At 52.9% G+C, this 13,835-nt stretch carries 11 protein-coding genes; 10 read left to right on the top strand and 1 reads right to left on the bottom strand.

From position 1 onward, the window contains the following. The first annotated feature begins 65 nt into the window (after positions 1-65). From DFP95_RS11805 to DFP95_RS11760, 10 genes are all read left to right on the top strand, one after another. Positions 66-1,481, top strand: a complete 1,416-nt coding sequence (locus DFP95_RS11805) for a HEAT repeat domain-containing protein (RefSeq protein WP_115992814.1) — start codon at positions 66-68, stop codon at positions 1,479-1,481. Between the two features lie 19 nt (positions 1,482-1,500). After that, positions 1,501-1,827: a UxaA family hydrolase gene (locus DFP95_RS11800; RefSeq protein WP_245987573.1), complete on the top strand. Its 327-nt coding sequence runs from the start codon at positions 1,501-1,503 to the stop codon at positions 1,825-1,827. Continuing rightward, positions 1,824-2,984 carry a UxaA family hydrolase gene (locus tag DFP95_RS11795; RefSeq protein ID WP_115992813.1) on the top strand — a complete coding sequence of 387 codons (1,161 nt, stop codon included), beginning with the start codon at positions 1,824-1,826 and terminating at the stop codon, positions 2,982-2,984. The genes DFP95_RS11800 and DFP95_RS11795 overlap by 4 nt, the downstream gene beginning before the upstream one ends. A 187-nt stretch (positions 2,985-3,171) precedes the next feature. Further along, the gene (locus tag DFP95_RS11790; protein WP_115992812.1) at positions 3,172-4,116 is read left to right on the top strand and encodes an aldose epimerase family protein; all 945 of its coding nucleotides are present in this window, start codon (positions 3,172-3,174) and stop codon (positions 4,114-4,116) included. A 29-nt stretch (positions 4,117-4,145) separates the two neighbouring features. Then, positions 4,146-5,933 carry a sensor histidine kinase gene (locus DFP95_RS11785; protein WP_115992811.1) on the top strand — a complete coding sequence of 596 codons (1,788 nt, stop codon included), beginning with the start codon at positions 4,146-4,148 and terminating at the stop codon, positions 5,931-5,933. Beyond that, on the top strand, positions 5,926-7,509 hold the full coding sequence (locus DFP95_RS11780) for a response regulator transcription factor (RefSeq protein WP_115992810.1): 1,584 nt from the start codon (positions 5,926-5,928) through the stop codon (positions 7,507-7,509). Before DFP95_RS11785 ends, DFP95_RS11780 begins: the two co-directional genes overlap by 8 nt. A gap of 138 nt (positions 7,510-7,647) precedes the next feature. Continuing rightward, positions 7,648-8,994 (top strand): ABC transporter substrate-binding protein, encoded by a 1,347-nt coding sequence (locus DFP95_RS11775; RefSeq protein ID WP_115992809.1) that lies wholly within the window; start codon positions 7,648-7,650, stop codon positions 8,992-8,994. Between the two features lie 70 nt (positions 8,995-9,064). Beyond that, positions 9,065-9,943 carry a carbohydrate ABC transporter permease gene (locus DFP95_RS11770; protein WP_115992808.1) on the top strand — a complete coding sequence of 293 codons (879 nt, stop codon included), beginning with the start codon at positions 9,065-9,067 and terminating at the stop codon, positions 9,941-9,943. Beyond that, complete coding sequence (locus DFP95_RS11765; RefSeq protein ID WP_245987571.1) at positions 9,940-10,758, top strand: carbohydrate ABC transporter permease; 819 nt, start codon at positions 9,940-9,942, stop codon at positions 10,756-10,758. Before DFP95_RS11770 ends, DFP95_RS11765 begins: the two co-directional genes overlap by 4 nt. A gap of 21 nt (positions 10,759-10,779) precedes the next feature. Continuing rightward, positions 10,780-12,891, top strand: a complete 2,112-nt coding sequence (locus DFP95_RS11760) for an alpha-galactosidase (protein WP_115992807.1) — start codon at positions 10,780-10,782, stop codon at positions 12,889-12,891. Between the two features lie 28 nt (positions 12,892-12,919). Here the strand turns inward: DFP95_RS11760 and DFP95_RS11755 are convergent, their stop codons facing one another. Continuing rightward, the gene (locus tag DFP95_RS11755) at positions 12,920-13,807 is read right to left on the bottom strand and encodes a helix-turn-helix domain-containing protein (RefSeq protein WP_115992806.1); all 888 of its coding nucleotides are present in this window, start codon (positions 13,805-13,807) and stop codon (positions 12,920-12,922) included. Between the last annotated feature and the right edge of the window lie 28 nt (positions 13,808-13,835).

Here is a 13,835-nt window from a genome sequence, read left to right as displayed (position 1 = left end):
CCATTTTCGGTACGTAAACCCTCCCCTATAATGAGCTTATCGACAAGAGGGAGGACAAAAAAGCCATGAAACCGAACGAACCGCGACTATTGACGGACGAGCAGATGAAGACGTTTATCGTAGACGGAGTATTGTTGTTGAAGACGGACTTTCCGAAGGATTTCCACGATCGGCTGCTGGAACGGTTGAATCAAGTCCACGAAGAGGAAGGCAACCTGGGCAACAATATTTTACCTAGAATCCGGGAGATGCAGAAGGTGTTCGAGCATCCGGTCATCACCGGAGCGTTAACGAGCGTACTCGGTCCCGATTATCTGATGCATACGCATAGACACTGCCATTATAATGCCTTGCCAACGGCTGGCGGTTGGCATAAAGACAGCTATTGGGGCTATAATCGCCTCCGCAACCATCATCCTTGGTGGGCCATGATCATGTATTTTCCGCAGGATACTCCGGTCGAGCTTGGACCTACGGGCGTTATGCCGGGCAGTCACGTTTACGAGAGCCGCACATTCGGTCCGGACGATTCGGAGGACGAAGTGACGGCGAACGGGGAGGCAGGCACTTTCGTTCTCATTCATTACGATATCTGGCATCGGTCGACCAGAAACCTGACGGGCAAACCGCGTTATATGCTGAAATTCGAATTCATGAGAACGGTTGCCCCATCCGAACCGACTTGGAATTACGAAGGCAGCGAATGGTCCGTGCCCGAAGCGGCGTCGGCCGTGGGATTGCCGCAGGAAGAGTACTGGCAAGACTCTTGGAATTGGCTGCGGGGAGAAATCGGCAGCCGCTACGGCAAAGCGGATACTAAACATGAAAGTCTTCTATCCGATTTGGCGGGAAGGCTAACGGATTCCGACGAACGAATCGCCCTGAATGCCGCATACGGCTTGGCGACTTGCGGGGAAGCGGGACGGGATGTTCTGTTGGATACATTGATTGGAACGGATGCAAGGGCTTCTTTGTTATCCGCTTACGGATTGTCGGCGTGCGGGGCCGATGCGGTCGAAGGTTTGACTCGAGCGCTCGACGATGAGAAGGAGCATGCGGTCAACCATGCGGCATTCGCGCTCGGCGAGTTGCGGCATTACGCCGATACATCTGCCCTTAAGCTTGTATCGAAGCTAGGAGGCGGATCGTCCGCGAAGGTTCGCAGAACGATAGCGGATTCGCTCGGCATGATCGGTCGGACGGCGCAAGGAGAGACGGTCGACGGTCTTATCGCTTGTCTGAAGGACGAAGACGCGCAAGTCCGTTTTACCGCGGGACTTTCCCTGATCAAGCTGGGACGCGCGGCGGAAGCGGCGATTCCGTATTTGGCGGAAGCGCTGGAAGACGACAACCGATACGTGCAAGGGCATGCGATCGAAGCTCTTCGCTACATCGATACCGAGCAATCGAGAGCGGTGCTGTTGCACGAGCTTATGCAATCCAGGTGGTGCCCGTCGACCACGAAAGCAAGCACTTTCTAAAGGAAGCGGTGAGTTCGAATTGTCGCATGAAATCGCACGGAAGTCGAACGCGATCGTCATGAACGAGCTTGATCATGTGGCTACGGCTCTAAAAGATATGAAAGTAGGCGAAGAAGTCAGGTTTCATGTCGGAGCCGAGGTCAGGGAGGTTCGGCTGTCGGAAGCCGTGGCTTTCGGCCATAAATTCGCCATCGTATCGATCGAGGCGGGCGAAGAGGTTCGCAAATACGGGGAAGTTATCGGTAGATCGACAGAGGCAATCGAAGAGGGAAGTCATGTTCACGTTCACAATATCGAAGGCATTCGCGGACGCGGAGATCAAGCGGACAAGGAGGAGGCGAATTGAGGACGATCGAGGCGTACGCTCGCGATAACGGCGATATCGGCATCCGTAATCATTTGTTGATCATTCCCACGGTCATTTGCGCGAATCAAGTATGCAACAGAATTATGCAGATGGTACCCGATACGATATCGATTCCCCATCAGCACGGTTGCAGCCAGATCGGCGCGGATAAAAACCGGACGTTCGACGTTCTCGCAGGGACCGGGAAAAATCCCAACGTAGGTGCCGTTATCATTATTAGCCTCGGTTGCGAGGTTGTCGATCCGGTCGCGCTGGCGGAAGAAATTCGCAAGACGGGGAAGCCGGTGGAAATGTTCGATATCCAGTCCATTGGAGGCTCCGTGAAAGCGATCGGCCATGGTGTCGAAATCGCGAAGCGTTTGAAGGCAGAGTTGGGTCGGCAACGAAAGACGGAAGTTCCGCTTGCCAAGCTTAAGGTAGCGGTCAAGTGCGGAGGTTCCGACTCCACGTCCGGTTTATCGTCTAATCCGGCGCTAGGATTCGCCGCCGATCGAGTAATCGGCTCGGGCGGGGGGATCGTCATCGGCGAGACGACGGAGATTATCGGCGCGGAGCATTTACTCGCCAGGCGCTGCTCGGATGACGGAATATCGGAAAAGCTGATCTCTATCGTGAACCGGTTCGAGAAGGAAGTAGAACGGATGGGCGAAGACATGCGAGGCGGTAATCCGAGTCCGGGCAATATCGCCGGAGGGTTGACTACGATAGAAGAAAAATCACTCGGCTGTATAAGCAAGTGCGGATCCGCGCCGATACGAGGCGTGATCGAATACGCCGAGTCGATTCCCGAGGGCGGATTGTATTTCATGGATTCGCCGGGTAACGATATCGAATGCGTATCGGGCATGGCCGCCGGCGGAGCGCATATCGTCTGCTTCACGACGGGCAGGGGAACGCCGACGGGCGCGGCGGTCGTACCTGTCATTAAGATTACCGGCAATCCGCGCACGTTTAAGCTCATGGAAGACAACATGGACGTAGATGTAAGCGGCATGCTGACCGGCGAGTTGGGGTTGGAGCAAGCCGGCGACCGGATCTGGGACGAAATCGTCGAGGTCGCGGAAGGCAAATGGACGAAGGCGGAAGTGCTCGGCCACCAAGAGTTCAGCATCAACCGGATAGGTCCGAGCTTGTAACGAAAGCGAACGAGAACGATATAAATAGGCTGCCCTTAACGTTCGAGGGGAGCCTATTTGTCGTTACGTATGTGTTCTCCAATAATTTAAACAACGATTGCACAAAAAATTGAACCGTTCCCGGAAGGTCTAATGATAGAATCAATGCAAACGTAATCGCGGATCGCGACGGAAATGAGGAATCGTTATGGGAATCGGACAATGGACGATCGGCGAAAGAGAAGGACACGCGGCATGGTTCGGCGAAACGGAGAAGCTCTCCCTTTGCGTCATACCCGGATTAGGGAGCAAGGTCGTTTCGTTGGCGAATCGTTCGACGAACCGGGAATGGTTATGGAGCAGCGGGAAGAAGCTCGGCAACGAAGGTTTTGCTTCGCCATTCTCTTCGGGCGACGAGAGCGGATGGGACGAGATGTTTCCGGGAATCAACGAATGCTCTTACCCCGACGAGCCATGGAGCGGTCGCCGGATACCCGATCACGGCGAGGTTTGGTCGCTGGCATGGGAGGCTAGTTGTACGGGATCGGAGTTGCGGTGTAAAGTGGAGGGAGTGCAGTTCCCTTATCGACTAGAGAAGGCATATTCCTTCTTATCCGAGGATACGTTGCGAATCGATTACGTCGTGACGAACCTTTCCGATTCCTCGTTTTCCTTTCACTGGGCAGCCCACCCGCTCTTACAAGGGAAAGAAGGCATGAAGCTTCACGTACCCGAAGATTTGAATGAAATCGAGATCGCATACTCGGAAGGAAAAAGGCTCGGCGAATTCGGAGATCTAACGGACTGGCCCTTAATCGAGAAAGACGAAGGGACCGTCGATCTTAGCATCCTCGGAGCTCCGGACCGGAGTGTGGCGGACAAATATTACTTTACTGGAAAGCTGAGCGTCGGATGGGTTAGGCTTAGCGACCCCGCGACGGGTGAATCGCTAGCGATGAGATTTCCCGAGGACAAGGTTCCCTACTTGGGCATATGGGCCAATTCGGGCGGCTATGGAGGTTATAATCATTTCGCCATCGAGCCCGCGACGGGAAGAATGGACGATTTGAATTACGCGATGAGACATCATGAAGCGGCGACGGTCGATGGCCGCGGAACCTACCGATGGTTTCTCGAGATCACACTGACTTGAATCGGCGCCAGGCTTGGAGGCTTTAACGGATGAAATGGTTATTCCTGAACCGGAGCGTCAGCGCGAAAATCGTATGGAGCAGCGTTCTGATTTCATTGATTCCGTTGCTCGTTCTCTCTTATTTGTTCTACAGGTCGAGCACGAATTCATTGGAAAGAGCGATACTGCGAAGCTCCGACCAGAACGCGGCCTATTTATCGAAGGATTTAGACGAGTATTTCCGTAATATCTCCACCTCGGCGTTGCAGGTGTATGCTTTTAACCGGGTAGTCAGCCTAATGGAGCACGGAACGAATTACAACGACTTGGAAGTAATCTACGTCGAGGAGTCCCTCGATAATTTCTATAAGCTGGTACAGAACAAGAATAAAGACATCTTCAAGATCATGCTGTACGGCAAGGACGATACGTTGCGAGATTTTTGGTCGAGAGCCGCCAGCTACGATTCCATCAAATTCGAACAGAGCATCCCGAACTACAAGGAGATGCTCAATTTGCCGTTCCAGCATAACATGATGTTCACTTATTCGGACCGTACATTGGGGCAGGATTTTTTCGTATACGCGATCACCATCTACGACCCGTTCTATAAGAAAAAATTCGGATCGATGGTATTCTATGTCCAGATGAAGGATTTTCTCAAGACGGTGGAAGCGAATAACCAATCGCCTAACGTGATCGTACTGCAGAACGGCAACGGGGAGACTTTCTACCAAACCAACGATCGATACGCGAACGCGGTCAAGCCTTTTGCCCATCCGGGCGCGTTCGCCGCCAATAATCCGCGCGACGTAACGTTTACCCGGAATAAAGATCTGTTTATGGGAACCTCGTATCTCGATAATTCGAACATTGGATTTACGATTATTTATCCGAACGAGGATTTGGCGGAAAATCGCAAGAACACGCTGCTTCTGGCCGTAGGTGCGCTCTCGGTCGTCATGCTCATTATTTTTCTGTTTTCGTTGCTCGCGCAACGCTTTATCACGAAACCGATTCAGAGTCTCGGCAAAGCGATGAAAGCCGTGCGGAACGGAAATTTTCACGTTACTTTGAAGCCGTACCGCCATAGGGACGATCTCTCCGAGCTGACGAGGAATTTCAATTTCATGACGGACAAGATCCGAGAGTTGATCGAACTCGATTACCAGATGCAGCTTAGAAACAAGGAAGCGCAAATCCTTGCATTGCAAATGCAGATCAATCCCCACTTTCTGTACAATACGCTGCAGACGATCGGGGGCAAAGCGGTATTGATCGGAGATTACGAGATTCATGAAATGTGCCGGGCGCTGGGGGACATGTTCCGTTACAGCTTCTACGAGGGCAACATGGAGTCGACGATCGGTCAGGAGCTCGCACACGTGAATAATTACTTGTACATCCAGCAGTTCCGTTTCGAGGATTCCCTGCAGACGGAGTTCGACGTGGATAACGATCTCATGGACCACTCCATCGTCCGATTCGTCCTGCAGCCGATCATCGAGAACGTGATCGTGCATGCCGCGGATAAGCAGGGAGGTCGCCAGCTTCTTATTCGCATCAGCGCCGCTAGGCAAGGGGAATTCGTCGTCATCGAGATCAGGGATAACGGTCTCGGGATGGAGGAGAACAAGCTTGCCGTCCTGAAGTCGAGCCTGGAGCGCAGATCCTTGGAGGTATTCTCGGGAGTATCGATCGGATTGAAAAACGTTCACGAGAGAATCAAGCTCGTATACGGGGCCCCGCACGGCTTGTTCGTCGAGAGCGAACGGGGGAAAGGGACGACGATCAAGATCGTGATCCCATATCGAAACGGAGGGGCGACGAATGTATAAAGTCATGGTCGTGGACGACGAAACCTGGGGACGCAAATCGATCAGCAAGATGATCAGCGAGCTCGCCCTGGACGTCGAGATCATCGCGGAAGCGAAGAACGGGCAAGAGGCATTGGAGCTTATTCGCATGAACAAGCCTCATATCGTAGTGACCGACATGAATATGCCGATCATGAACGGGGAGAAGTTTCTGGAGAACCTGCACAAGCTTCATGGGGATATTCGGGTTATCGTCATCAGCGGTTACTCGCAATTCGAGTATTTGAAGGCCGCATTGACTTATCAAGCGAGCGAGTACGTGCTTAAACCGATTTCCTTGCAAGAGCTCCGGAACGCGATGGCGAAGGCGATAGACGCCTGCCGGGACTATATGAGCTTGCAGCAGCAGAAGAAAATCGCGAAGGACATTCTCAAGCTAAGGCGCGAGGAATTCCTTCAGAATCTTGCGGGCAAACGAATCACGAATTTATCCGATATCCACAATCAAGCGGAGGAGCTTCGAATCGAGACCGCGAACGGTACGTATCGGTTAGGCATATTCATGTTTCGCCAATTTAACGAAGTAACCAAGACGAAGTTTCACGGGAACGCGGATTTGTTCATGTTCAGCGCCGAGAATATTCTCGCCGAAGTCATTCGGGACGAGAATCCGCTCGCCTTCAAATCCGACGACAGGATGAGCATCGGTCTTATTTTTCCCGAGTCTTCCTATGACATGGAGCAAATCGTCCGATGCGTCTCCGACTTTCACGATGCCGTCAAACGCATGTTGAGCACGGACGTCGTCGCGGGGATCAGCAACGTCATCGCCGGGTTCGACAGGCTCCCGGAAGCGAACGGAGCAGCGAACGACGAGTTGCACAGGAACAAGCTCGACTTTTCGGGTTTGTCGTTCTCCTCGGCCGAGAATCCCATAGCAGGGACATCGGCGGGAATTCTCACCTCTTTCGATCTGAAGGCGCTCGGGCATGCGATCGGATCGGGCAACGTGAAAGACGGCCGTAAGCTGCTGGCCGAATTCGTTCAACGGGTCGGCAAGCGCCCGTCCACGACGATTCGCGACGTCCATCGCGAGCTAGCTAAAATATTGGAGATCGCCGGCACGGAAGCTAAAGGACTAGCTGCTGCTTTCCCCGCGTTATTCGACGGCGGGCAAACCGCGGGAATATTGGATTTCCAGCAGCTTGAGGCTTTCGTGGCCCACTTGGCGGAAGCAATCTCGTCGCATAGCGTGGACAACGATCAGCCGGAATCCGCCCATCCGATCGCGCAGATCGTCGCTTTCCTGGACGCGAATTACTTCGAGGATGTCAGCCTGATCGATATGGCTACGCGTTTTCATATGGATCCTAGCTATTTAAGCAAGCTATTCAAGTCGGTGACCGACGAGAATTTCATCGAATACGTCACCCGCAAGCGGATGGAGAAGGCATGCGAGCTCTTGCGGTCGTCCGACCGCAAGATCAACGAAATCGCCGAGCTTGTCGGGTACGAGAACCAGAGGTATTTCAGTCAGGTGTTCAAGAAATTCACCGGGATGACTCCGTCCGAGTATAGGGAAGCGAAGTCTAGCTAATTAGCGCGCGGCAAAAAATTGAACATCGGCACAACAATTTATTCTATTACGCATCCTCTCGCCGGAAAGTAAGCTAGGTACAGGACAAAGACTTCCGGTTCCGTCCTACATCCAAACACACGAAGAGGGGAAACAGAAATGAAAAAGAGCTTGGCTTTAGGCTTATGCGCGTTACTAATGACATTGCTGCTCGCTGCATGCGGCGGCAACAACAATGAACCCCAATCCTCGCCGGCATCGTCCGATCCGGCCGCGAGCGCTCCGGCGGAAAGCTCCGCGGCGCCAACCGAATCGGCTGCGGAAGAGAAGCCCGTTACGATTTCCTTCATGCACTTCAAGAGCGACGTAACCGACGGCGTTCAGAAAATCGTAGATCAATTCGAGGAGGCCAACCCGAACATCACCGTAGACGTTCAACCGGTCAAATACGACGACTACTACACGCTGCTGAAAACGAAAATGGCCGGCGGAGACGTTGTGGACGTATTCACTTTGAATAATGGAGCTCAAACCAAATTGTTCGTGGACGGCGGTTACGTGGAAGATCTGACCGGCCAGCCGCTCTTCGAGAATTTCGATCCTAGCGTCGTTAAGGCGCAAGAGACGGACGGTAAAAACTACATCGTTCCCGTAAACGCTACGCCAATCGCGGTATTCTACAACAAGAAGATTTTCTCCGATCTCGGCATCGCGATTCCTAGAACGTACGATGAACTGATCGCGGCGGGCAAGAAAATCAAAGAGGCGGGCAAAACGCCGTTCGCCCTCGGCTGGAAAGACGGATGGACGCTCGGCATGTGGATTGGCCGCGATCTTCCGAGCAACACGGCTCTCGTCGAGAATCAACCCGATTTCTTCGCTCAGTTGGAGACGGGCGCAGCCAAATTCGCCGATAATCCGGCTACGAGAACGATGATCCAGCATGCGAAGCAAATTTTCGATCTTGGTAACAAGGATCAGTTAGGCGTAGATTACAACGGCGTCGTCGACCTGTTCGCCAAAGGCGACGTTGGCATGATGTACATGGGAACTTGGCCGCTTGCGGACATTCAAAAGAAAAACCCCGAGCTGTACGAAACGGGAATCGGCTACTTCCCTTATCCTTTCAGCAACGATGCAAGCCTGAACAAACTGGAATTTAATCCGGACGCTTCGCTTGCGGTCGGCAGCAATTCCAAGAACAAGGAAGCCGCGCTGAAATTCGTTGCTTTCATGGCTAGCAAAGAGGGCGGAGATTCCTGGGTTAAGAACATCAACTCCCTTAGCTATGTGAAAGGCGCTTCCGCCGATATCGCTCCCGCGGTAACCGAGCTTCAACCGTATTTCGACAACGGCGAGGTATACGATTCCCAAGTGTATATCAAATCTACGATCGACTGGCAGAATCAATTCGTGCAAAACCTGCAAAAATTGTTCTTCAATAAAGCTACGGAAGACGAAGTCATCGCAACGATGGACGACTGGGTTAGCAAAAACCATAAGTAATCGCGCATAAATCATCGTAACGGCATAGGCCCAGCCTATGCCGTTATGAACACCAGAAAGGGAAATCACGATGGGAAACATAAAGCGGTTAATCCGTGGCGAGATGTGGTATATCCTTTTCCTCTTGCCGGGATTGTGTTTGTTTATATTCGCGGTACTCGTTCCGCTAATCATGGGAGCCAGATACTCGTTCACGAACTGGGACGGACTGTCCAGAACGGTTCATTACAATGGTTGGGACAATTACGTGAGGGCATTTTCCGATAGCGATCTATGGATCGTCTTAGCGAACACTTTCAAATACGCATTCATCGTTACGCTGCTTGTTAACTTCATCGCTCTGCTACTAGCTTTGTTTCTGGATTCTTATGTCAAATTCAAAAACGGCTTTCGTGCGATTTTCTTCCTATCGGGGGCTATCTCGACCGTATTGTCGGGTTTCATATGGAAGTACAACTACGCGATCGGTTTTCCCAGCTTGTTCAAGATGTTCGGCCTCGATGTCAACAGCCCGCTCGGAGATCCGAACTATGCCCTGTTCGGACTGATCCTGATCGCGGTCTGGCAAGGAATCGGAGCGCCGATGATCATCTATATCGCAGGGCTTCAAGGCGTTTCCGGCGAGCTAGTGGAGAGCGCCAAGATTGACGGGGCGAGTACGGTCCAATCGTTCTTCCATATCACGCTGCCTCTGATAGCTCCATCCATTACGATTAACATTCTGCTCGTGTTGACGGGCTCCTTGAAGGTGTTCGATTTGGTTTACGTGACGACGCAGGGCGGACCGGCGTTCTCGACGGAAGTCATCTCGACGTTCATTTACAAAAATTCGTTCGCCAATTTCCAAGCGGGATACGGAACGGCGCTGTCCATTATTTTCTTCCTAATCCTTGTTCTCGTGACCATCGTGCAAATCTCCATCTTTAGAAGACGGGAAGTGGAAATGTGAAAAAAGGCCAAATCGCGGCGTTCGCCATCATATCCGTTATCGCGCTTATCTTTCTGTTTCCTTTCTACGTAGCCGTGTTGATGGCTTTCAAAACGCCGAAGGAAACCTTCGATTCCTTCTACGCTTTGCCATCGAGCATAAGCTTTGAGAATTTCTCCTTGTCCTGGAAGGCATCGAACTATTTATCCGCCATTACGAACAGCCTGATCATTACCGCCATTTCCACGACTCTGATTGTTTTCGTATCGGCATTGGCCGGATATTCGATCGCTAGACGGAACAAGCCTTTCTATAATTTCGTGTTTATCGTATTTCTGGCCGGTCTCGTCGTGCCCTTTCAGATCACGATGCTGCCCTTGTACAAAATGGGCAAAGAGCTCAGCATGCTTAACTCGCATTGGGGAATCGCTTTGATCTACGGCGGCTTCGGCGTGCAGATGGGCGTTCTCTTCTATGCGGGCTTCATTCGAGCCATCTCCAAGGAAATCGAGGAAGCGGCCAGAATCGACGGCTGCTCGACGCCCGGCATCTTTATCCGCATCATCATTCCGTTGCTGAAGCCGGTTACGGCAACGGTAATCGTGCTGAACGCGCTGTATATTTGGAACGATTTCTTATTGCCGTTACTTTATCTGCAGGACAAATTTTATCGGACGATTCCGTTGCAACAGTACTTTTTCTTCGGACAATACAGCAGCGACTTGAACTTGGCGTTCGCTTACGCGGTCATGGGAATTATTCCGGTCGTGGGGTTTTTCTTGCTTATGCAAAAATATATAATTAAAGGAATTGCTGCCGGCGCGATTAAAGGGTAGCGGTCAAGAGGAGATGCATCCATGCCTATCACTTACTCGGAAAAAACGAACTTATTCGAAATTCGCACGAATAATTCCTCCTATCTGTTCGGAATCAATCCTAAAGGCGTCGTACAGCACGCGTATTGGGGAAAACCGGTCATTGCCGAAGAAAACGCCGATTTGCTGAGGAGCAGGCACCATAGCTCCTTCGATGCGGACGTAGATCGGGAAACGGAGGAGTACGGCGGCTGGGGCGGCTGCAATTATGCCGAGCCCGCACTTAAGGCGACGTTCGCCGACGGCGTGCGGGATTTGAAATTGAAGTACGAGGGCTACGAGATTTTCGAAGCGAACGAATTGGTCGTTCATCTCGCGGACGAGCACTATGCTTTGCGCGTGGAGCTTCATTACAAGGCGATTCCCGAATTCGATCTCGTCGAACGGAAAGTCAGGGTGCTGAACGAGGAAGCGGAACCGATCCGGATCGAGCAGGTCATGGCCGCGGTATGGACTGTACAACGGTTACCGGAATACCGGCTGACGCACGTTACTGGACGCTGGGCAGGAGAGTACCAGCTCAGGACGAACGTTCTGTCGGAAGGCAAGAAGGTGCTCGAATCGAGAAGAGGGTTTACGGGACCCCATTCCAATCCATGGTTTGCCGTGGATGGAGGTAAAGCGGACGAACAATCCGGACAAGTGTGGTTCGGGGCGCTCGGATGGAGCGGCAACTGGAAAATCGTATTGGAGAAAACGACGTTCGGACACGTTCGCGTCGCCGGCGGTATCAACGACTTCGACGGTTCGTTCCTAGTCGCGCCGGGACAAGTCTGCGAATCTCCCGTGTTTACCGGAGGTTTCTCTTCGGCCGGCTTCGGCGGAATGAGCAGGAACCTTCACGGCTACCAGAGGAAGTACGTGCTGCCTTCGGGCAGGGACCGGAAAGTACTCTATAATTCGTGGGAAGCGACCGAATTCGCGGTTACCGTTGAAGCGCAGAAGGAGCTCGCGCGGCAAGCCGCCAAGCTCGGAGTGGAGCGTTTCGTCGTGGACGACGGCTGGTTCGGCCAACGCCATAGCGATCGCGCGGGTTTAGGCGATTGGCAGGTTAACCCGGAGAAATTCCCCAACGGGCTGCAGGAGCTGATCGACGAGGTGCAAAGCCTCGGCATGGAGTTCGGCTTGTGGGTGGAGCCGGAATCGGTCAATCCGGACAGCGAGCTTTACCGGCGACATCCGGAATGGACGTACCAGTTCCCGACGCGTACGGGTACGCAGCTTCGTAATCAATTGCTGCTGAATTTAGGTTTGCCCGAAGTGAAGAGCTTCGTTCTCGACTTTATGACGGAATTGTTATCGTCGCATGAAATCTCGTTTATTAAGTGGGATATGAACCGGACGGTCACGGAGCCGGGGATTTCTCCGCTTATGGAGCATTCGGGCGAAGCGATATGGCTGAAGCACGCGGAGCACTTGTACGAGATTTGGGCGGAATTGCGCGCGCGGTTCCCTCATGTCGAGTTCGAAACCTGCGCCGGCGGCGGGGCAAGGATCGACCTGGGAATATTGCGTTTCGCGGATCAAGCGTGGATTAGCGACAATACGGATGCGCGCGATCGCTTGACGATTCAAGAGGGCTTCTCCTACGCGTACAGCCCCGCGGTCATGATGTGCTGGGTTACCGAATCGCCCCACGGCTTCAACGGAAGAAGCCTGCCGTTATCGTACCGTTTCCATAGCTCCATGATGGGCGGCTTAGGCATCGGCGCGAATATTAGCCATTGGACGGACGGCGAGATGGCGGAAGCCAAACGCTTCGTGGAGTTATACAAGGAAATCCGGCCAACGGTTCTAAGAGGCGATCTGTATCGCTTGGAGTCGTTCCGCGGCTCGAATGTCGCGGCTTATCAATACGTCGGCAAGGATCGGAACGAGTCCGTCGTTTTCGTGTTCCTTCAATCGCAGTTTTTCGGTTCCGAGGAGAGAAGGCTGTTGCTGCAGGGGCTAGATGAGGATGCCGCGTACGAGGTAAGCCGGGAAGGCCGGGAGACGGTCAGACTCCACGGCTCGACGCTCATGAACGTCGGAATTGCCCTTACGCTTAAGGGAGATTACGGCAGCGAGCTCGTTCGCTTGAAGCTTTTGCCATAAAGTTGAACAACGCATACACAACGGTCGATTAACCTTTGGGGACGTTGCGGTATTCCGTCGGCGACATGCCCATGATTTTCTTGAATAAGCGGGAAAAGTAGTAAGGATCGGAGTTGCCGACGTATGCGGCGATTTCCTTCACGGTCATGCCGGTCAGGCTTAGCAGCTGGCCGGCTTTTTGCATTTTCAGCCTTAGAAAATATTCGATCGGAGGCATGCCCGTCTCTTGATTGAACAGGTAGATGAGATGCTGCTTCGAAATGCCGGCGTGCTGTGCGATGTCGGAGAGCTTCAGAGTACCCGTCAGGCGTTCGTTCATGAATCTCACAGCGCGCTCGAGGTCCTGCTCTCTCTTGCGGTCGATGCCCGACTTTCCGGCTCTCAGCCCGACCGATCCGAGCAGCTGTCCGATTGTTCGGGAGACGAGAACTTGCACGGGAAGGGAGTAGGGTTTATCGGACAGAAGACCGTAGCATTTGTCGAAGCCCTCTACCATCTCTCCATAGGCGCCGGCCGGAAGTGACAGCAGTCCCGCATCTAAGTTATATAACCGAATATAATCCAATACCTGTTCACCCTGCAGATGGAACCAATAGATGCTCCACGGCGTTTCCTCCGAAGCTCCGTATCGGTGCGGCATACCAGCCGGGATGATGGCTAATTGACGTTCGCGCACGATCGAGATGCGGCCGTCCCATTCAATCCACCCTTCGCCCTCGCTGCAATAGATGAATATATGGGATTCGCAGCCATCCGCCCGTTCGCGATAATGATGCAGGGCGCGAGGGAAGTATCCGATGTCGCTCACGTATAAGTCGCGGGTCAACGGGAAGCGTGCCAATTCGGCGGTAAAGGGGGGAGGGAGCACGAACAGCTTTTCCTCTTCGAATCCTTCCGGCTTAAGAACGTTGTCCATGAATTAGACCTCCATTGATCCGAATATA

The organism is Cohnella lupini (assembly GCF_003386205.1).
GTDB classification, from domain to species: domain Bacteria; phylum Bacillota; class Bacilli; order Paenibacillales; family Paenibacillaceae; genus Cohnella; species Cohnella lupini.
The sequence above is the reverse complement of the archived record's forward strand: the minus strand, read 5'-3'. Positions and strand labels throughout refer to the sequence as shown.